The 19,289-nt window shown below is 65.5% G+C and carries 21 protein-coding genes and 1 tRNA gene; 5 read left to right on the forward strand and 17 right to left on the reverse strand.

Going from position 1 to position 19,289, the window contains the following annotated elements:
* Positions 1–42: 42 nt before the first annotated feature.
* The 6 genes from ACP69Z_RS09195 to ACP69Z_RS09220 form a co-directional block, all read right to left on the reverse strand.
* Positions 43–118: transfer RNA gene (locus ACP69Z_RS09195), tRNA-Lys, on the reverse strand.
* A gap of 221 nt (positions 119–339) precedes the next feature.
* Entirely contained in the window at positions 340–1,452 is a 1,113-nt protein-coding gene (rodA, locus tag ACP69Z_RS09200; RefSeq protein WP_426267199.1) for a rod shape-determining protein RodA, read from the reverse strand.
* Between the two features lies 1 nt (position 1,453).
* Positions 1,454–3,442 (reverse strand): penicillin-binding protein 2, encoded by a 1,989-nt coding sequence (gene mrdA / locus ACP69Z_RS09205; RefSeq protein WP_426267200.1) that lies wholly within the window; start codon positions 3,440–3,442, stop codon positions 1,454–1,456.
* Complete coding sequence (locus tag ACP69Z_RS09210; protein WP_426267201.1) at positions 3,439–3,894, reverse strand: rod shape-determining protein MreD; 456 nt, start codon at positions 3,892–3,894, stop codon at positions 3,439–3,441. The genes mrdA and ACP69Z_RS09210 overlap by 4 nt, the downstream gene beginning before the upstream one ends.
* 67 nt (positions 3,895–3,961) lie before the next feature.
* Complete coding sequence (mreC, locus tag ACP69Z_RS09215) at positions 3,962–4,843, reverse strand: rod shape-determining protein MreC (RefSeq protein ID WP_426267202.1); 882 nt, start codon at positions 4,841–4,843, stop codon at positions 3,962–3,964.
* 16 nt (positions 4,844–4,859) lie between these two features.
* Positions 4,860–5,906 carry a rod shape-determining protein gene (locus ACP69Z_RS09220; RefSeq protein WP_426267203.1) on the reverse strand — a complete coding sequence of 349 codons (1,047 nt, stop codon included), beginning with the start codon at positions 5,904–5,906 and terminating at the stop codon, positions 4,860–4,862.
* 111 nt (positions 5,907–6,017) lie between these two features.
* Here ACP69Z_RS09220 and mutL point away from each other — a divergent pair, with 111 nt between their 5' ends.
* The gene (mutL, locus tag ACP69Z_RS09225; RefSeq protein WP_426267204.1) at positions 6,018–7,778 is read left to right on the forward strand and encodes a DNA mismatch repair endonuclease MutL; all 1,761 of its coding nucleotides are present in this window, start codon (positions 6,018–6,020) and stop codon (positions 7,776–7,778) included.
* Between the two features lie 776 nt (positions 7,779–8,554).
* On the opposite strand, the gene ACP69Z_RS09230 is transcribed toward mutL, so the two are convergent.
* The 9 genes from ACP69Z_RS09230 to ACP69Z_RS09270 all read right to left on the reverse strand — a co-directional run bounded on the left by ACP69Z_RS09230 (position 8,555) and on the right by ACP69Z_RS09270 (position 16,424).
* Entirely contained in the window at positions 8,555–9,955 is a 1,401-nt protein-coding gene (locus ACP69Z_RS09230; protein WP_426267205.1) for an MFS transporter, read from the reverse strand.
* Positions 9,952–10,215: a hypothetical protein gene (locus ACP69Z_RS09235; protein WP_426267206.1), complete on the reverse strand. Its 264-nt coding sequence runs from the start codon at positions 10,213–10,215 to the stop codon at positions 9,952–9,954. Before ACP69Z_RS09235 ends, ACP69Z_RS09230 begins: the two co-directional genes overlap by 4 nt.
* Positions 10,216–10,252: 37 nt before the next feature.
* On the reverse strand, positions 10,253–10,837 hold the full coding sequence (locus ACP69Z_RS09240; RefSeq protein ID WP_426267207.1) for a DUF4126 domain-containing protein: 585 nt from the start codon (positions 10,835–10,837) through the stop codon (positions 10,253–10,255).
* Positions 10,834–11,382 carry a hypothetical protein gene (locus ACP69Z_RS09245; RefSeq protein ID WP_426267208.1) on the reverse strand — a complete coding sequence of 183 codons (549 nt, stop codon included), beginning with the start codon at positions 11,380–11,382 and terminating at the stop codon, positions 10,834–10,836. The genes ACP69Z_RS09240 and ACP69Z_RS09245 overlap by 4 nt, the downstream gene beginning before the upstream one ends.
* A 4-nt stretch (positions 11,383–11,386) precedes the next feature.
* A complete protein-coding gene (locus ACP69Z_RS09250) occupies positions 11,387–12,571 on the reverse strand; it encodes an acetyl-CoA C-acyltransferase (protein WP_426267209.1) in 1,185 nt (394 codons plus the stop codon).
* Between the two features lie 52 nt (positions 12,572–12,623).
* Entirely contained in the window at positions 12,624–13,079 is a 456-nt protein-coding gene (locus tag ACP69Z_RS09255) for a MaoC family dehydratase (RefSeq protein ID WP_426267210.1), read from the reverse strand.
* Between the two features lie 297 nt (positions 13,080–13,376).
* Positions 13,377–13,979, reverse strand: coding sequence for a PEPxxWA-CTERM sorting domain-containing protein (locus ACP69Z_RS09260; RefSeq protein ID WP_426267211.1), 603 nt, complete (start codon positions 13,977–13,979; stop codon positions 13,377–13,379).
* Between the two features lie 157 nt (positions 13,980–14,136).
* The gene (locus ACP69Z_RS09265) at positions 14,137–15,243 is read right to left on the reverse strand and encodes a mechanosensitive ion channel family protein (protein ID WP_426267212.1); all 1,107 of its coding nucleotides are present in this window, start codon (positions 15,241–15,243) and stop codon (positions 14,137–14,139) included.
* Positions 15,244–15,302: 59 nt separating this feature from the next.
* Positions 15,303–16,424, reverse strand: a complete 1,122-nt coding sequence (locus tag ACP69Z_RS09270; protein ID WP_426267213.1) for a DNA topoisomerase IB — start codon at positions 16,422–16,424, stop codon at positions 15,303–15,305.
* Positions 16,425–16,463: 39 nt separating this feature from the next.
* Here ACP69Z_RS09270 and ACP69Z_RS09275 point away from each other — a divergent pair, with 39 nt between their 5' ends.
* Together ACP69Z_RS09275 and ACP69Z_RS09280 are read left to right on the forward strand one after the other, a co-directional pair.
* Positions 16,464–16,997 carry a type 1 glutamine amidotransferase domain-containing protein gene (locus ACP69Z_RS09275; protein ID WP_426267214.1) on the forward strand — a complete coding sequence of 178 codons (534 nt, stop codon included), beginning with the start codon at positions 16,464–16,466 and terminating at the stop codon, positions 16,995–16,997.
* A 24-nt stretch (positions 16,998–17,021) separates the two neighbouring features.
* The gene (locus ACP69Z_RS09280) at positions 17,022–17,528 is read left to right on the forward strand and encodes a hypothetical protein (RefSeq protein ID WP_426267215.1); all 507 of its coding nucleotides are present in this window, start codon (positions 17,022–17,024) and stop codon (positions 17,526–17,528) included.
* Here the strand turns inward: ACP69Z_RS09280 and ACP69Z_RS09285 are convergent.
* Complete coding sequence (locus tag ACP69Z_RS09285; RefSeq protein WP_426267216.1) at positions 17,525–17,857, reverse strand: hypothetical protein; 333 nt, start codon at positions 17,855–17,857, stop codon at positions 17,525–17,527. The genes ACP69Z_RS09280 and ACP69Z_RS09285 overlap by 4 nt on opposite strands.
* A gap of 271 nt (positions 17,858–18,128) precedes the next feature.
* Here ACP69Z_RS09285 and ACP69Z_RS09290 point away from each other — a divergent pair, with 271 nt between their 5' ends.
* Positions 18,129–18,767, forward strand: coding sequence for a S24 family peptidase (locus ACP69Z_RS09290; RefSeq protein WP_426267217.1), 639 nt, complete (start codon positions 18,129–18,131; stop codon positions 18,765–18,767).
* Here the strand turns inward: ACP69Z_RS09290 and ACP69Z_RS09295 are convergent.
* On the reverse strand, positions 18,764–18,934 hold the full coding sequence (locus tag ACP69Z_RS09295; protein WP_426267218.1) for a hypothetical protein: 171 nt from the start codon (positions 18,932–18,934) through the stop codon (positions 18,764–18,766). The two genes, ACP69Z_RS09290 and ACP69Z_RS09295, sit on opposite strands and share 4 nt — an antisense overlap.
* Before the next feature lie 123 nt (positions 18,935–19,057).
* Between ACP69Z_RS09295 and ACP69Z_RS09300 the strand changes: the two genes are divergently transcribed.
* Positions 19,058–19,264, forward strand: a complete 207-nt coding sequence (locus tag ACP69Z_RS09300) for a hypothetical protein (RefSeq protein ID WP_426267219.1) — start codon at positions 19,058–19,060, stop codon at positions 19,262–19,264.
* Positions 19,265–19,289 lie beyond the last annotated feature (25 nt).

The following is a 19,289-nucleotide window of genomic DNA, read 5'->3' on the forward strand; positions in this document are numbered from 1 at the left end:
CAGACGAAGAGGGGTGAGCAGTGTTTACGAAGTGCCGGAGGATGGTGGACGCACTAGGGCTCGAACCTAGGACCCGCTGATTAAGAGTCAGCTGCTCTACCAACTGAGCTATGCGTCCATGCCGTAAGGCAAAGCGCTCGGCCTCCGGGAGGCGGGCGCGGAGTGGCCTCTAGCCAGCGCCGCGGGGCTTGGCAAGAGCGTTTGGTGCGACAGCTTGCAATGTAGGAAGCCGCCTGCCAGCCTTGCGGCCGAGCAGCAATCGGAACCCGGAGCCAACGTCAACGCAGATCCGACGTCGGACCGCTGCCCTATGTGAACTTCGAGAACTTCGTTCCCGTATCAGCTCAACCGCGAGCTGGTCCGCTGTTGCCGCTCGAAGCTCATCAACAAGCCAAGGCAGATCATCACCGTCATGACCGCCGAACCGCCGTAGCTGATTAAGGGCAGCGGGATGCCGACCACCGGTGCCAGCCCCATCACCATCAGCAGGTTGATGGCGAAATAACTGAACAGCACCGCAGTGAGACCCGCGCAGCTCAGCCGGGCAAACCGATTGGGGGCACGGGCAGCAACGCCAAGGCACCAGCGCAGGACGAGGAGATAAGCGACGATTACCACCGTGCCACCGAGCATTCCCCACTCCTCTGCCAAGGTGGCAAAAGCGAAGTCGGTGTGGCCCTCGGGAAGATATTGCAGGTGGCTTTGACTGCCCTGGAGGTAGCCCTTGCCGAACAATCCGCCCGACCCGATCGCGATCTTGCTTTGGGTGATGTGATAGCCGGCGCCCAGCGGATCGCTTGCGGGATCCAGGAAGATATCGATCCGCTTGCGCTGGTAGCTGTGCAGGAAGTGGTAGATCACCGGAATTGAGGCAGCGACCAGGGCGCCGGGCACCAGGAACCAGCGGAGCTTGACCCCGGCAAGGAACATCACCGTGACGCCCGCGAAGCAGACCATCAGCCCGGTGCCGAGGTCGGGCTGGAGGATGACGAGGCCTGCCGGCACGCCGATCAAGGTCGCCGCCGGCCAGACCGCCCGAAACGTCCGCGTTTCCCCGGCGGGCAGGAGGTCGTAGAAGCGGGCGAGGGTGAGTGCGATAGCCGGCTTCATGAACTCGGACGGCTGTAGCCGGATAAAGCCAAGGTCGAGCCAGCGTTGCGCTCCCTTGCCGACGAAGCCCAGCATGTCGACCAGGATCAGCATCACCACGATGGCGATGTAAACCGGAATGCTGACCTGCTTGATCGTCGCTTCCCGGACATTGGAGATCACGATCGCCAAAGTCAGGAACATGCCGAACGCCATGCCCTGCCGCATCGCCCACGGCTCGATCGAGCCGCCAGCCGCCGAGTAGAGGTTAATCAGCCCGAACAGGCCGATGCCGGAGATCAGGAAGATCAGCCGCCAGGGCAGGCGGGCAAGCGGCTGGGGGATGATGGCGCTGGAGATCATCTCAGCGGTCGTCCGGTGCTGGCGGCGGCGCGTTGATGCTGGGCGGCACGGGTGCCGGCGCCGCGATCGGCGGCGAGCGCAGCGAGGCGGCCTGCGCCGCCGCGGCCTCGATTGCCGCCGACCGCCGCGCCATGCGCTCCGCCAGTGTACCGCCCCATTCCGCTTCCAGGCCCTCGAGCCGCTTCACCGCCTGAGGCCGGTCGAACAGATAGGTGAGGACGTCCTTGGCGACCGGCGCCGCTGCCCGCGCGCCGCCCATGCCATGCTCGATCACGACCGAGCCCGCGTAGCGCGGATTGTTGTAGGGGGCGAAGAAGACGAACAGACCGTGGTCGCGGTAGCGCCAGTCGCCGCCTTGGCCGCGCGTGGCGCTCGCCGACAAGCGGCGGACCTGCGCCGTGCCGGTTTTGCCGCACATTTCGAAGCCCGGCACCTGGAGCTTGGAAGCGCCGGCCGTGCCATCGCCATTGACGACTTCCCACATGCCCCCGCGCACCGCGTCGAGATGCTCTTGCGGGATGTCCAGCGCCTCGGCGGCCTGATTGTGCTTGCCAAGCAGTAGCGGGCGTATCTTGCGGCCACTGGCGATACACGCCGCCTGCACGGCGAGTTGCAGCGGGTTCACGATCACAAAGCCCTGGCCGATGACGGCGTTCAAGCTGTCCGAGCGAGTCCAGTCGGGCCGCTCGACCAGCCGGCGGTTCTTCTCGAAGCGGCGCTGCTTCCACTCCGAGTCGGGGATGGTGCCGTAATTCTGGCTGACCAAAGGCAGATCGAACTTCTCGCCAAGGCCAAGCAGGCGAGCCATGGGCGCGATCGCATCATAGCCGATGCGATTGGCCATGGTGTAGAAATAGGTGTTGCAGCTCTTGGCGATGGCACGCCGCATGTCGACGGTGCCATGCCGGCCGAGGCAGCGGAAGAAGCGGTTGCCGAGCTGGTAACCGCCATTGCAGAAGACCCGCTCGCTGGGGTTGATCCCGGCCTTCTGAATGGCCAGCGCGGCCATCGGCTTCAAGGTCGAGCCCGGCGGGTAGAGCGCGTTCACCGTCTTGTTCAAGAGCGGCTTGCGGGGATCCTCCGACAGCGTCTTCCATTCGGTCCGGCCGATGCCGTCCGAGAAGCTGTTGGGATCATAGCTCGGCATGGAAGCCATGCAGAGGAGGTCGCCGGTCAGGCAGTCGATGATGGTGCAGCTGCCGCTTTCCTCACCGAGCCGCCTTGCGGCATATTCCTGCAAGCCGGCGTCGATCGAGAGCTGAACAGAATTGCCCGAGCGATCGGGCTTGGGAGTAAGCTCGCGGATGAGCTTGCCGCGCGCCGACACCTCCACCCGCTGACCGCCGGGAATGCCGCGCAGGCGTTGTTCGAGCACCTCCTCGAGGCCTTCCTTGCCGATCTTGAACCCCGGCGTGATGAGCAGCGGGTTCTTCTCGGCCTCATATTCCTTGGCGTTTGCGGCGCCGACATAGCCGATCAGCTGCCCCACTGCCGCGCCGGCGGGATAGAAACGCGTGAAGCCCCGCGCCGGCTCGATACCGGGCAGCTCGGGCATACGCACGGTCACCGCGGCGTAGCGATCGTACGGGATGTTCTCGGCCACCTGCACCGGTTGAAAGCCGCGCGCTTCGCGAACTTCGCGGCGGATCCGATCGATCTGGTCGGGACCAAGGGCAAGCAATTGCGCCAGCAAGGTGAGTTCGCCTTCAGGGTCGACCATCCGCTCGGGAATGAGGTCGACGCGAAAGTCCGAACGGTTGATGGCGATGGGCTTGCCGGCCCGGTCAACGATCCACCCGCGGCGGGGCGGCACGATGATCAGCTGAACACGATTATCCTCGCTGAGGAGGTTGTACTTCTCGTTCTCCTTGATCGCGAGCCAGCCCATGCGGCCGATCAGCGTACCGGCGACAGCCAGCTGCGCTCCGCCAACGACCAGCATCCGGCGCGAGAAGACGATGTCGGCCTTGGTGTTGTTGAAGCGGCTCAAGGGTTGAGCCTCCAGCGATCAAGCGCGCTGGCGACGAACGCGGCAAGCGGGAAGGTGAGGATGGCGATAAGCAGCGGCGGGATGATCGCGAGGAGATCGTAGGGGGCACCCATCGCTGAATCGACTTCGCGCCGGGCAACTTCTGCCAGCGCCAGCAAGGAGGCGGCGAGCAGCCATTCGAGCCAATAATCCCGCCACATCGTGCGCCGATCAAGCAGATCGAGCAGGATCATCGCCCCGGTCCAGGTTGCGACGGAAAGACCGATGGGAAGGCCAAGAACAAGGTCGTTCCACAGGCCAAGAGGAGCAGCCCACCAGGCGGGGATGACGTCGCTCCGCAGCAGCCGCCATGCCAGGAGGAGCAGAAAGCCGGTCTCTGGAAACCAGCCCACCTCGGCGACCACTGGGACGAGGGGGAGGAGCGAGGCGAGAGCGACCGAAAGGGCGGGCAATACGCGGGCCAGCTTGCGAGGTCCGCGATCAAGGCGGGAAGGGCGGCTGAGAGCGGAGCGAACCACTTTATTGTTCCGCTTCGGTCGGCTCGGCCTCGGGCAGAGCCGCTTCCTCATACGGGCGCTCGACCACGGCGAAGCTGGCGCTGGCAGGATCGGCAAGCGGGATGGCGGTGGCGCCATCGTCGTCGAGCCGGATGATCTTGGCCACTGGAACGTTGGGTGGGTAGAGGCCGCCGGTGCCCGAGGTGACGATGAAGTCACCGGCTCGAAACGGGTTGCGGCCGACCTCGAGCGGACGGACGTCGATCGTCCCGTCACCGCGGCCGGTGGCGATCACCGGCTGGCCGCCCCGCAGCAACCGCGCGGGCACGATATTGGCCCGGTCGGAGATCAGCAGCACGCGCGAGGCGGTGGCACCAGCGTCGACCACCCGGCCGATCAAACCCGCTGCGCTGCGTACAGGCATGCCGACAGCGACTCCGTCGCCGCTGCCTGCGGTCAGCACGGCGAACCGCCGCGCGCTTTCGAGGCTGGAGCCGACGATCCGGCCGGTTGCGACGGTCGCGACTTCGTTCTCGCGCAGGGCAAGCACAGACTTCAGCTGCGCATTCTCCTGGAAGATGGCGCGCGCTTGAATAGCCTGGCGTTGAAGCTTGCGATTCTCTTCGCGCAGACCGGCGTTCTGGCGGGCCGCATCCCAGTAATTGCCTGCCCCGCTGAACAGGCCGGCGGCGGTATCGGTCACGCTGCGCAGCGCACCCGTGACCGGCGCGGTGACGTCAAGCGCCGCGCCGCGCACGCCGGCGTAAGCGCTCGGCGCGACGAGGCTGAGGGCAAGCAAGCCAAGACCGATCAGCAGTCCGGCGATCGCCGCCAGAAAGCTGAAGAACAGGCCATATTGCGCCCGCCTCGACCAGCCGGCACGCGCCCCTGGACCTGGCGCCACCGTCTATCTCCCGGGCTCAGGCGGTCTGCAGAACGCCGCGGAACTGGTCTTCCTCAAGGGCACGACCAGTGCCGAGAGCGACGCAGGTGAGGGGATCCTCGGCAACGGTGACCGGAAGCCCGGTCTCGTCACGAAGCACCTCGTCCAGACCCTGCAGCAGCGCGCCGCCACCGGTTAGCACGATGCCCTGGTCGCAGATGTCGGCGGCGAGTTCAGGGGCCGTGTTCTCGAGCGCGATGCGGACGCCTTCGACGATGGTGCCGACCGGCTCGCTGAGCGCCTCGGCGATCTGGCCCTGGTTGATCGAAATCTCCTTGGGGACGCCGTTGACGAGATCGCGGCCCTTGATGTGGACCGTCTTGCCGATGCCGTCGACCGGCGGCTTGGCGATGCCGACTTCCTGCTTGATCCGCTCGGCCGTGGCTTCGCCGATCAGGAGGTTGTGATTGCGCCGGACGTAGGAGGAGATGGCTTCGTCCATCTTGTCCCCGCCGACCCGCACGGAGGTGGTGTAGGCAAGACCGCGCAGTGACAGCACCGCGACTTCGGTGGTGCCGCCGCCGATGTCGACGACCATCGAACCGACCGGCTCGGTCACCGGCATGTCGGCACCGATCGCGGCCGCCATCGGCTCCTCGATCAGATACACCTGGCTGGCGCCGGCGTTGGAGGCGGCGTCGCGGATGGCGCGGCGCTCGACCGAGGTGGAGCCCGACGGCACGCAGATCACGATTTCCGGGAAGCGCAGGGAGCGCAGTTTTCCGCCGCCGTGCACCTTGTGGATGAAGTGCTTGATCATCTGTTCGGCGACGTCGATGTCGGCGATCACGCCATCGCGCAGCGGTCGGATCGCCTCGATCTGGTCAGGGGTCTTGCCCATCATCAGCTTGGCGTCTTCGCCAACTGCCTTGACCTTCTTGACGCCGTTGATCGTCTCGATCGCGACCACCGACGGCTCGTTCAAGACGATGCCGCGTCCGCGCACGTAGACGAGCGTATTCGCCGTCCCGAGATCGATCGCCATGTCATGGCTCATCCACTTGAACCAGCGCGTCCAGAACATGCCCGCCCACTTCTTGTAAAAAGGGTTTAAGTCCAGAGACGTAACGACCACTTAACCGGTGGATCGAAGAGCGTCTCGCCCGCTTCAGCCGATTGGGCTAGGACCCTTAACATGTCAATAAGAAGGCTTCCTTCGAACCTCGTAGATCGCATCGCCGCCGGTGAGGTGGTGGAACGTCCGGCCAGTGCGTTGAAGGAGCTGGTCGAGAACAGCCTGGACGCGGGGGCGAGTACGGTCAGCATTCGGCTGTCGGCCGGCGGGACTGCGTTGGTGGAAGTGACCGATGACGGGTTCGGCATGAGTCCGGCCGACATGGCGCTGGCGATCGAGCGCCACGCCACCTCCAAGCTGCCCGACGACCGGATCGAAGCGGTGGCGAGCTTCGGCTTTCGCGGCGAAGCGCTCCCGTCGATTGCCAGCGTTGCCCATTTTACGTTGGAGAGCCGTGAGCGGGGTTCCGACGGCTGGCGGCTGGAGATCGATCACGGGGTGCGGGCAGGCGAGGGACCGGCCGCCCTGCCGCCTGGCACGCGGGTGCGGGTCGACGGGCTGTTTGAGCGGGTGCCGGCCCGTCGCAAGTTCCTGCGCTCGCACCGCGCGGAATATTCTGCTTGTCTGGATGTGGTGCGGCGGCTGGCGATGGCCCGGCCCGATGTCGCCTTCACACTGGAGCATGATGGTCGCCGGGTGCTGTCGGTGCAGCCGGCGGCGCTGCCGACCCGAGTGGCGGAGTTGCTCGATCCCGGCCTCGCGGACCACGGCCTGCCGATCGACCTTCAGCGCGGCGATCTGGCGCTTGGCGGAGTGGTCAGCCTGCCGACCTTTACACGGGGCGCTGCGGACCAGCAGTTCCTGTTCGTCAATCGCCGCCCCGTGAAGGACCGCTTGCTGGTGGGTGCGCTTCGAGCCGCCTATCAGGACCTGATCGCCCGTGACCGCGCGCCGATCGTGGCCCTGTTCCTCGACCTGCCGGGAAGCGAGGTCGACATCAACGTCCACCCGGCCAAGACCGAAGTCCGCTTTGCCGATCCGCAAGGAGTGCGCGGGCTGATCGTCGGGGGGCTGCGCTCGGCGCTCGACCAAGCCGGTCACCGCAGCGCCGCCCGGCTGCAGGCTGCGGCGCCGGTGCGATGGACAAGCGAGTTCGACACGCAGCCCTACGTTCCACCTCCTTCGTGGGACCCCGCTCGGCCGCCGCATGGGCAGGCGCCAGCCTCGGTAGCCGAAGCTCACGCCCTCTTCACCGCAGCACCAGCCGCACGCGCCGAGCCTGCCGCAGCGCCGGTGGGCGACCATCCGCTTGGCGTGGCGCGGGGGCAGGTTGCGGGGACGTACATCGTGGCCGAAGCCGAGGACGGGCTGGTCATCGTCGACCAGCATGCTGCGCACGAGCGGCTGGTGCTCGAGCGGCTGAAGCGCGGCGCTGGCAATGGCGGGGTGGCGGTGCAGGCCCTGCTTTTGCCGCAGGTGGTGGAGCTGGACGAGCCCGAAGCCGACCGGATCGAGGAAGCCGCGGCGGAGCTGCTTCACTATGGCCTCGACGTCGAGCGGTTCGGCCCGTCTGCAATCCTGGTCAGGGGCACGCCCGCGCCGCTGGGGCAGCTCGATACGGCGGGGCTGGTCCGCGACCTCGCAGCAGAGATCGCCGAGCTGGGTGGGCCTCAGGCGCTGAAGAGCCGGCTCGATCTGCTGGCGGCCACCTTTGCCTGCCATCACAGTGTCCGCGCGGGGCGGGTGCTGTCGGTCGCCGAGATGAACGCGCTTTTGCGCGAGATGGAGGTCACGCCGCACAGTGGCCATTGCAATCATGGGCGCCCGACTTGGGTAAAGCTCTCCATGCCCGATGTGGAACGACTTTTTGGTAGGAAATGAGGGGCTTACCTGAAAGCGGCCAAGCCATCAGTCAGACTGGGGCAGAAATGGTTGGCCTATGTCTGCTTTCGACCCATTGCGGACATTCGGAACCATCTGTAAAGTTGGCTCATGAAGGCCACAGCCCCTCTGCTTATGTTGCTGCTAGTGGCATGCGGTCCCAGAGCGATGCTCGAAACGGATGTTGCCCAACTTCCGAGGACGGAGAGGTTGGTCAGCGGTGACTTCAACCTTCGGGTCTCGCAACGTGGTGTGATGCTCTGGAATGGAGCACCCATCAACTCTGAAGAACTACAAAGCTTTGCAAATCAGATTGCCGCGATGAGACCGCTTCGGCTTGTCGTTCAGTTCGAAGAGAACGAGAAGAACTCGGCTCACGAAGCTGTGGCGAAGGCCCTCTCAGAAGCCAAGTCGTGCCGCCAAGGCCAGTGCTTTGAGGCTGTATGGAACGCTCCGCGCCCACCTGTAGTCTACTGATAGGTTTGTGTCGGAACCAACGTCCGCTTTCCACCCATAACAGACGTTCGTCGTGCCTCTGTTATTGACTTCCACCTTGGTGAAATTGGCGCACGCGACATCGAGCGATTGTTCGGTCGCCGCTAACCTCTTGAAATCGAACGAGCCGAGACCATCTCCCCGCTATCGTCAACAATGCGAAAGGAGGTGGTCAGATGTCTCATTGTCCCAAGTCGGTGAGCCCTGCCTCCATGACCGAGGATCTCGGCCTGTAGGTCTCGGGTCTTACCGAGCAAGGCAATGCGGGAGGCCGTCGGAGCTCAGGCTTCGGCGGCCTTTCTCTTGGGTTCGGTCGCGGCGCTGACGGTCAGCCACGCCGCGACGCCGGCGCCGACACTCACCACCGCTCCCACGATTAGCGCGGTGTGAAATGGTCCGATCAACGCTTCCCCGTCCGACACCAGCACCGACCCGAGCAGGGCCGTGGCAATCAGTCCGCCGGTTCGCGCCACCGCGCTGTTGAGCCCGCTGGCGGTGCCGGCATGGCGCTGGTCGACGGAGGAAAGAATGGTGCTGGTCAGCGGCGCTACCGCGAGCGCCATGCCGATTGCCAGCACCACGACCGCGGGGAGCACCGCCGTCAAATAGCTCGCCCCGGCATCGATCCGGGTGGCGAGCAGCATTCCAACTGCGACCACCATCGGCCCCGCCGTCAGCGGCAGCCGCCCGCCGATCCGCGCCGCGAACTTGCCCATCAGCGGCGAGGCGAGGGCGATGACGATGGCCAGCGGGGTAAGCGCCAGCCCGGCCTGGAGCGGCGAATAGCCGCACGCTTCGATCAGCACATACGGGAGGAGCAGCATGACCGCTCCGAATGCGCCATAGAGCAGGAAGGTGAGGAGGTTGGTGCCGACAAAGCAGCGATCGCTGAACATGGCGAGCGGCATCATGGCCTTGTCGCCGCGGCGTGCCTCCACCCACAGGAACAGGCCGAGCAGCAGCACGCCCCCGATCGCCAGCGCGGCAATCAAGGGGTCGACCCGCATCTCTACCGACCACAGGGTCAAACCGTAAGTGATGCCGAACAGTCCGAGGGTCGCCAGCAAGGCGCCGGGATAATCGGTTCGGGCAGCTTCCTCGTTCCGGCTCTCCGCGGCGAAGCGGGCGGCGATCAGGATTGCGCCGCCGGCCAGCGGCAAGTTGATGTAGAAAATGGCCGGCCAGCCAACATGATCGACCAGCCAGCCGCCGATCAGCGGCGCAACCGCCGCAGCCGCAGCGCCGGCCGCTGCCCAGATGCCGATGGCCTGGCCGCGCTCTTCGCCCTCGAAGGTGGCGTTGAGCAATGCCAGGCTGTTCGGCAGCAAGAGGGCGGCGCCGATCCCCTGAAGCACGCGGCCGACGAGTAACCAGGTGAGATCAGGCGCCAGCGCGCAGAGCAGCGAGGCGGCGGCGAACAGCCCGGTGCCGAGGATCAGCAGGCGCTTGCGGCCATGCTGATCCCCGAGCGCTCCGCCGAGCAGCAGCAGCGCCGACAAGGGAAGCAGATAGGCATTCACCACCCACTGCACGTCGCTTGCGCCCGCGCCGAAGCTGGCGCGGATCGCTGGCAGGGCGACGTTCAGGACCGAGCCTTCGACGAAGCTCAGGCTGGAAGCGAGGATGCAGGCGACAAGGGTCCAGCGGGGGTGCGCCGAAGCGCTTGTCGCCCCGGCACTCACCCGCGGTCGTCTTCGGCGTCGGCGATACTGGCTTCGACCATCCGGGTCCAGATGAGGGGGTCGCCGACGCTGGCACCGCTGGCATCCGTTTCGCGGATCGCCTTCAGCACGGCGAGTGCCTGGTTGCGGTGGGTCGGCCAATGCTGGTCGATATGGGAGGAGGCGGACGCTTCCGAACCGTCGGCATTGGCGCTGTGCTGGGCACCGCACAGCACGCGGGCAATTCGTTCAACGAGACTGGTGTGACCGCCCTCGGGCATCTTTTCTCTCCCTTGTTTGGCCAGTGAATGCGCGAGACTAGCTTCGGTTCAGAACCCGCCTGAACAGGCGGCGCGCGGCAACGATCAGCCACAGGCTTGCGATCACCAGGATGAGCGCGATCAGCGCCGCTGCGATCGGATTGGCGATGGCGAGGGCAAGGAGACCGGCTGTGGCGAAGTCCTCGCCGGTCGAGACGACCATGTTGCTGACCGGCTCGGGTGACGTGTTGACCATCGCGCGCGTCGCCGCCTTGCCGCTGTGCGACAGGAACGCCGCGCCGCCGCCGAGGATAAAGGCGGTCACCTGCCAGACGGGATCACCCGGATCGACGATCGCCAGCGCCAGCAACGCGCCCCCAAGCGGGCGGATGGCGGTGTTGATGCCGTCCCACAGAGTATCGATGAAGGCGATCTTGTCGGCGAAAAACTCGAACAAGGCAGCTGCACCCGAGAGCACGAGCACCCACGGATTGGCAAGCACGTCGAGCGCGACGAGCTTGTCCGGCAGGTCGATCCAGCCCAGCCGCATCGCGAAGCCGGTGACGAAGGTAACGAGGTAGAGCCGCCAGCCCGCGAGCAAGCTGGTCGAGCCTGCCAGGGCTATGAGTTCGACACCGGTCATCGCTTCGCGCCCTCTAACGCCGGTTTGGCCACATCCGAAAAGGCCTGGATGATCCTTGGATCGCGCAGTTCGGACAAGGGCACTCCGACATTGCCGGTGCCTTCAGGCTGTACGCCTTCGAAGGTCACGATATAGGCGCCGGGCTTGCCCGACCGCGCCGTTCCGCCGCCGTGGACCCCACAGCTGGTGATCCCGACATCCTCCATCGCGACGGTGCCGGAAGCAGTCTCGCCCTTGAAGGAACCAATTCGGACGGCTTCCACGCGGCGGGCGCGGGTCAGCCCATCACCAAGGATCCGATCGGTTGGCCCCGACACTGTAATCCGGGCGAGGCTGACGCGGGTCGCGCGATCGAACCAGCCGCTCTGCTGACGCCGGCGGTTCTCGTCCGCCTCGGCCTCCCCGAAGGTCCGGGCGCGGACGGCTAAGTCCGCATCGCTCTCGCCGGCGAGCCGCTGAAGCGGGGGCGGGGGCACGCAGGCCAGGGCCGGTGCCGGCAAAGCCAGCGCCAGCACCACTCCTAGCGGGGCGTGCACCCGGATCACTCGGTCAGAAGACCTCGAACAGGCCCGCCGCGCCCATGCCGCCGCCGACGCACATGGTAACGACGACGTACTTGGCGCCGCGGCGCTTGCCTTCAAGGAGGGCGTGGCCGGTCAGGCGCGCGCCGCTCATGCCATAGGGATGGCCGATCGAGATCGCGCCGCCGTTGACGTTGAGTAGCTCGTCGGGGATGCCGAGCTTGTCCTGGCAATAGAGCACCTGCACCGCGAAGGCTTCGTTCAGCTCCCACAGGCCGATGTCCTCGACCTTGAGGCCGAAGCGGTTGAGCAGCTTGGGCACCGCATAGACCGGGCCGATGCCCATCTCGTCGGGCTCGGTGCCCGCCACCGCCATGCCGACGTAGCGGCCGAGCGGGGTCAGGCCCTTCTTTTCGGCGAGCGCCGAGTCCATCACCACGCAGGCCGACGCGCCGTCCGACAGCTGGCTGGCGTTGCCGGCGGTGATGATCTGTTCCGGCCCCATCACCGGCTGCAGCTTGGCGAGATCCTCGAGCGTGGTCTGCGGGCGATTGCCCTCGTCCTTGGCAAGGGTGACCTCCTGCATGGTGGTCTCACCGGTTTCCTTGTTCTTGACCGCCATGCGCGCGGTGACTTCGACGATCTCGTCGGCGAAGATGCCGTTCGCCTGCGCGGCGGCGGTGCGCTGCTGCGAGCGGAGGGCATATTCGTCGCAGCGTTCGCGGCTGATGCCGTAGCGGTGACCGACCACTTCGGCGGTCTGGATCATCGGCATGTAGACCGCATTGTGCATGGAGAGCAGTTCGGGGTCCGAACCGAGGCGCATTTCCGGGGTCTGGACGAGGCTGATGCTCTCGACGCCGCCCGCGACGCAGACGTCCATGCGGTCGACGATGACCTGCTTGGCGGCGGTGGCGATGGCCATCAGGCCGCTTGCGCACTGGCGGTCGATCGACATGCCGGCGACCCCGACGCCGAGCCCGGCGCGCAGCGCGGCGGTACGGCCGATGGTGGTCTGGACGCCCTGCTGGAGCGCAGCGCCAATCACCACGTCCTCGATCTCGTCGTTGGCGATGCCGGCGCGCTCCACCGCGGCACGGATCGCATGGGCGGTGAGGGTCGGCGAGGGCGTCGCGTTGAAGGCGCCGCGATAAGCGCGGCCAATCGGGGTGCGGGCGGTGGAGACGATAACGGCGTCGCGAACGGTGGACATGGTGGCTCCCGGGAAGAAGTGAGTCTGTGGCTGGCTTAGCGGGACCGGAGCCTTACGCGAAGACCTGCCCGATCCAGGTCGCGATCAGGGCCGGCTTGTCCTCGCCCTCGATCTCCACCGTGACGTCGTGGGCGAACTGATATTGGCCGGGGCGCTTTTCGTCGAAACTGACGAGGACGAAGCGGCCGCGCACCCGTTTGCCGGCGCGGACCGGGGCGAGGAAGCGGACTTTCTCGAAGCCGTAATTGACACCCATCCTGGTCGTCTCGGGCGACAGCATGACGTCCGCGGCCATGCGGGAGAGGAGCGACAAGGACAGGAAGCCGTGGGCGATGGTGCCGCCGAACGGGGTTTGCGCGGCCAGCGCCTCGTCGACGTGGATGAACTGATGGTCCTCGGTCGCGTCGGCAAAGACGTTGATGCGGTCCTGGGTGACCTCGATCCAGTCGGAGGTGCCGAGCTCGGAGCCGACCTTGGCGCGGATGGTATCGATGCTGGCGACGGGCATGGGGCTTCCTCTTGGCTTGGCGTGGTGCGCGAAGGAAGAAGAAGCGAGGCCGCGGGTCAAGCCCGGTAGAGCCCTCGCGCTCGCCTAAGTTCTCGAAGTTCACATAGGGCGGGGAGTTTGCGGCAAGGCAGGTCCTCACCCTGTGAGATGGGGTGCCTGCGCTGAGAAAGAGCGGCGGCAGCCAAGCAGGCGCAATCCTATTGTGCAAGCACGGCGTGAGCGCTGGAGGATCGGTCGGCATATGAAAAAGGGCGCCGCATCAGCGACGCCCTTTTGCGAGACGATTGTGCTGGCAGATTACGCCATCTGCGCAATCGCGGTGACGCGACGACGGCGACGCATGGTCGCGCCAATCGCGCCGAAACCGACCAGCATCATCGCCCAGGTGCCCGGCTCAGGAACCGCGCTGACCGCCAGCGAAATGCCGCCGCGGTTGTCGCCGAGGAAGTCGTCAAAGATGTAGAAGGACACATTGGCCGGTGCAGCCAAGGTGAACTGCGCCGAATAAGCGGCGGCCTTGGCGAGCGAAAGCTGCGCCGTGTTGTAATAAGCATCACCCGGATTGATCGGGCCGATACCGCCTTTGGCGGCGCCATCACCCAGCGAATAGGTGATGCCATCGATCACATACTTGATGCTGTTCTCGAAACCTTGCGAGCAATTCTCGCCATTCGAGTCGCAACCGGCGCTGCCGCTGAAGCGGCTGAAGGCGTCGTACAGGCCGCTGGTGAAGCTGAGGTCATAAGTTCCGGCTCCCAGCGCAACCACCACCGGGTTGCTGCCGTTCGTCGACGCGTTGGCAGTGCCGTCCACATTGACCACGGTTGCCGCCTGTGCTGCCGGAGCGATGAGGAGCGATGCACCCATAAGGCCGGCGGCAACGAACTTGGTAACCTTCATCTCACTCTCCAGACAGGCACGCGAACTGGCGCCGCGCGAATCGTTAACTTATCTTTAACCGTCTAGTTAGCGACAAAGTAAATGGGAAGAGGCGAAAGTCGTACCAGAATTGGACTGGCTTGCTGTCCAAGCGACGCCGCCGCGAGGCCTTGCTTTCTCAAGTCGTTACTGATCGCGCCGGCGTATTTACCGCATAGGGCATGACCAGCGTCCCGTCCGGCGCCGCGGTGAAGGTCGTCTGTGTCGGATACGCGAACTCAATTCCTTCTTCGGCGAAGCGGCGGAGGAGGGCGATGATGATGGCGGCGCGCTTCGCGAACAGGACGTCGGCGTCGAGGCCGTCGTGGCGGAACAGCAATTCGTGGTCGAGGCTGGACGCGCCAAGCGCGGTGATCACGCAGCGGTGGAGGCTGCAGCCCGGCTGCGCTTCGACCACTTCGCGAGCGATCTCGGGCACGCGCTCGAGCTTGTCCGAGGAGGTCTGGTAGACAAGGCCGAAGCGCAAGGTCTCCTGCCGGCCGTCACCTTCGGCAAGGTTGCGGATTTCGCGCTCCAGCAATTTGGTGTTGGCCATGATCACTCGCTCGCCGGTGAGGCTGGTGAGGCGCGTGGTCTTGAGGCCGATCTTTTCGACGGTGCCGGTGGTGGTGTCGAAGCGGATGGTGTCGCCGCGGCGGAACGGCTTGTCGAACAGGATGGCGAGCGCGGCGAAGAGGTCGGAGAAGATGCCTTGCGCGGCAAGGCCGATGGCGATGCCGCCGATGCCGAGGCCGGCAACCAGCGCGGTCACGTTGACACCGAGATTGTCGAGGATGACGATGATTGCGATGGCGAATACCGCCACGCTGACCAGCACGCGAATAACGCCCATCGCGTTGCCGAGCGTGGTTTCGCCCGGCCGCTCGCCGACACGGGCGCCGATGACGCCGAGGATCAGCTCGCGCGCCCAGACCGCGGCCTGGATAGCGAAGACGATGATGAAGGCGTTGTGAAACAGACGGTCGATGCCGTTCGGCAGCTCGGCATAGGTGAGCACGATCTCGAGCGCGGCGGCGGCCATGAACAGGACGCCGGTCTTGGACAGCACGCGGCCGATCACGCCTTTCCAGGTGGTCGAGCCGGGATCGGCGGCGACGATGCGGTGGCCGACCGAGCGGGCGATCAGCATCAGCCCGACCAGGCCGACCGCAACGGCAAGGCCGATCGCCAAGGCTTCGCGGTTAAGGGTGAGCCAATCGACGAATTGGGCGAGCTTGATGTTCATCGGCGGCGGGATGGCGGAGGGGCAGGGGCGGGGTCAAGGCCGGCGCGGCGCGGCGTCGCTCAGGCGTGCTGGGCGACCTTTTCCGCCACTGCATCGACCTTGGCGAGCGACACGTCGGCGGCTTTCACCGCGGCGTCGACGTTGCTTTCGGCTTCCTTGCGCTTGGCGGGCTTGCGCTTGCCCTTCATCAGCCAGTTGATGAGGCCGACTTCTTCGCTGGAGAGGTATTTGCGGGCGCGGGGGCGTTCGACCGAGCCAAGCGGGCGCTTTGGGTCTTCGCGGGCGGCTTCGATCAGCTTGGGATGGACATAGGATTTGCGGCTGATGGCGGGCGTGTTGCCGAGCGCTTCAGCAACGGGTTCGAGCACGGTCTTGAGGCTGATCTTGCGCACCTCTTCTTCCTGGGCCGAGAGCATCTGGTCGAAGGCGATCACCGACGCGCCCCACGTTCGGAAGTTCTTGGCGGTGAAGTCGCCGCCGGTCGCTTCGCGGATGTAGTCGTTGACGTCGGAGGAGGAGACCGCGCAGGCCTCGCCGTCCTCATCGACATATTGGAACAGGTTCTGGCCGGGCAGTTCGGTGATCTTGGCTACCACCCGCTTCAGCTTCGGATCGGTGATGGCGAGTTCGCGGGTGATGCCGTGCTTGCCCTTGAACTTGACCAGCAGCTTGTTGCCGGCCTTCTTGAGGTGGCGACTACGCAGGGTGGTGGCGCCGAAGCTCTTGTTTTCCTTGGCGTAGCTCTCATTGCCGATGCGGATATGCTCGGTGTCCAGCAGGCGGACGACTGCGGCGAGTACGGCGTCGCGGCTGGTGGCTTTCTTGCCGAGGTCCTGTTCGACCTTGCGGCGAAGCTTGGGCAGGGCGGCGCCAAACTCCACCGTGCCGAGATATTTCTTCTTGTCCTGCCGCCCGCGGAACGCGTCGTGATAGCGATATTGCTTGCGGCCCTTGGCATCGCGGCCGGTGGCCTGGATGTGGCCGTTGGGAAACGGGCAGAACCACGCGTCGGTGTAGGCGGGGGGGAGCGCGATTTTGTTGAGCCGGTCGATCTCGTCGCGGTCGGTGATGCGGTTGCCGTCAGGGTCGAAATAGGCCCATTTGCCCTTGATCTGTTGGCGGGTGATGCCGGGCTGGTCGTCGCAAGAGTGGCGGAGGCGAGCGGAGGTGGCTTGTTCCATCTTGCTTCGTGAAGCGCCGGAGCCGTAATGCTTGTTCCCATGCAGACCAAAGTCCTGTTCATGGCGTCCAACGGTTTCGAGCAGGACGAGTTGTTCGTGCCCTTGGAAAGGCTGCGCGCGGCGGGATGCTTGGTGAAGGTGGCGGCGCCGTCGCGTGAGCCGATCCGCGCCACTGTGCTGGACGATCCCGGCGAGTGGATCATGCCCGACCTCACCATCGACGAAGCAGAGGCGACCGACTGGGATGCGCTGCTGTTGCCGGGCGGGCTGATCAATCCCGATCATCTGCGCACGAACGGCACGGCGGTGGCGCTGGTGCGGGCGTTCGTGGCGGCGGGGAAAGCGGTGGGAGCGATCTGCCACGGGCCGTGGCTTCTGATCGAGGCGGATGCGGTGCGGGGCAAGCGGGTGACGGGCTGGCGCTCGATCTGCACCGATCTGCGCAACGCCGGTGGGCTGGTCGACGACGGCCCGGTGGTGAGCGACGGCAAGCTTGTGACGGCAGTCGGACCGGCGGACAGCGCTGCCTTTGCCGATGCGCTGCTCGAGGCTGCGCGGCTAAGGAAAGCCTAACCATTTGGCCTTAGCCCTGCCGTTATGGACAGGGGCGGGGACGAACTGATCGGCTGGAGCATCGACGGGCTGGCGGCAGGGCTGCTCGGCATGGCAGGCGGGGCCTGTCTGCTGCTGCTCGGCCTGCCGCGCGAGGCGATCGTCGCAGCAACGTTGCTGTGTCTCGGCTCGTTGGCCTTGCTGCGCCAGGTGCGGCCCGAGGCGCGGCGGTTCCGGGTGCGGTCGTTCGACTTGCCACCCGTAGAATTTACCGTGAGCGAGCCCGAAGCGCATGTGCTGGAGCTGACCGAACTTGTCGCCGACGAGCCGCTGGAGCTGGTGGACGAGCTGCCCGAAGCGCCCGAGGACAGCCGCGTGGTGCAATTGTTTGCGCCTCGTCCGCTGCCGACCCCGGGCGAGCTTGCCCGGCGGATTGACCATCATCTGGAGCAAGGTGGGGAGAGCCATGGCGGCAAGGTCCTCGAACTCGAGGTCGATGCCGCCGCGGCTCTCCGCCAGGCGCTTGGCGATCTGCGCCGGAGCCTTGCTTAATCGTCAAGCGTCAGGGCGGCGATCTCCACTTCGACCTTGCCGTCATCGCGCAGGATCGGACGGCCCACCACCTCGATGTCCGCGACAAAACCGCGCGGCATCTCGAATTCGGCTTCGGACAGGCCGGCAAGCCACAGGCTAACGAAGCGCAGCGGCTCCGGCCCGCCGATCGCAAAGGTCGCGGTGTGGCGCTCGCCATCGAGCGTAAGCGAGTTCCACTCCACCGTCTTCCAGTCGATAAGAAAAACCCTGTTGCAGTCCTCCCCGGCGCGCTGCAAGAGTAAGCGCAGGAGGACCCGGGCGTAGGAGGTCATCTTGGGCCGGTTCATTTCTTGTTCTCCAGGTAGGCTTTTACCTTTTCTATCGTCTGCTGGCGCGGTTCACGTCCGCGACGCAGGTCGAACACAAACCTCGGATCTCCCATGGCTTCCCGGCCAAACCGCGCTGCACTGAAGTTCTCTGCGTTAAGAAAACGCTCAACGACTCTGAGTAAATACACTTTCTACAATCCCCGCACCCACGACGACTCGGCAAACACAGATGTTCCAATCCGCTTCCTACATGTCTAGGGACAATCCTATGGTCGATAGGGATTTAACTATGGATGCGCGCCAGATGCTCGAGCAGCTGTGCCGAGAACGGGGGCAGGATTATGCCAGCCTGTCCCGGCTGATCGGGCGCAACAGCGCGTATATCCAGCAGTTCATCCGCAGAGGGACGCCGCGCCGTTTGCCCGAGATAGAGCGGCGGTTGCTGGCACGGCACTTTGGCGTGGCCGAGCAGATGCTGGGCGCGGACGCCAACCCGGCTCCGACCTCCGGACTGGTCCCGGTCACCCTGCTGGATCTCACGGTATCGGCAGGGCCGGGTACGGTGGCGGGGAGCGAGCAGCCTGTGGCGCAGATCGGCTTCGACCCGGCGTGGCTTAACCGGCTAACGGCAGCCGGGGCGGACGAGCTCAATCTCGTGCAGGTCGAGGGCGATTCAATGGCGCCGACACTGCTTCCGGGCGACGACATCCTGGTTGATCGCAGCGATGGAGAAGCGCGGGTGCGCGACGGCATCTATGTCCTGCGCATCGAGGACAATCTGATGGTGAAGCGTCTGACACTGCATCCGGTGACCCGCCGGGTGACGGTGCAGTCCGACAATCCCGCTTATGCCGACTGGCCGGACCTGACGCTGACCGACATCAATCTCATCGGCCGGGTGATCTGGACCGGGCGGCGGGTGGCCTAGCGGCGCACGAACCAGAGCAGAACGGCAATCACGGCCGCGACGCCAACGCCAATGATGGCGCCGAGGCTCGGCTGATCCTTGGCGATACCGATCACCGATCCGGCGATGAAACCGATGAAAAGAAGCAAGCCGCCGGCATAAAGGGCGGTGGATCCGCTGCGCTGCATGAGGCCCCTTAGGCAAGCATCCTCCGCTCGCCAAGCGGTGTGCGCGCATAACAGATAAGGTGAACGCGTCGTCAATCGCGTTTGGTCGCCGTCCGTTGGGCCTTGCGGACTAAGACCGTGCCCATGGTGACCTTTATCGCTTCCCGCCGTGCCCTTGATGATGCCTGCCAGTTGATCGCGAATTTCGGTGCCGACGCAGGAATGGAAGCAGCGGTCCGGGCCGAAGGCGCGCGCGATCGCGGCAACGTGCTGCGTTTCTGCCATTGGCGGCAGATCGAGCGGGTGATTGTGACCCTCGCCAGCGACGAGCCGGTCGGCACCGTTCACTGAGCCATCCTTTTCGTTGACGAGTGCC

This window comes from Sphingomonas sp. LHG3443-2 (assembly GCF_049896405.1).
GTDB lineage: Bacteria > Pseudomonadota > Alphaproteobacteria > Sphingomonadales > Sphingomonadaceae > Sphingomicrobium.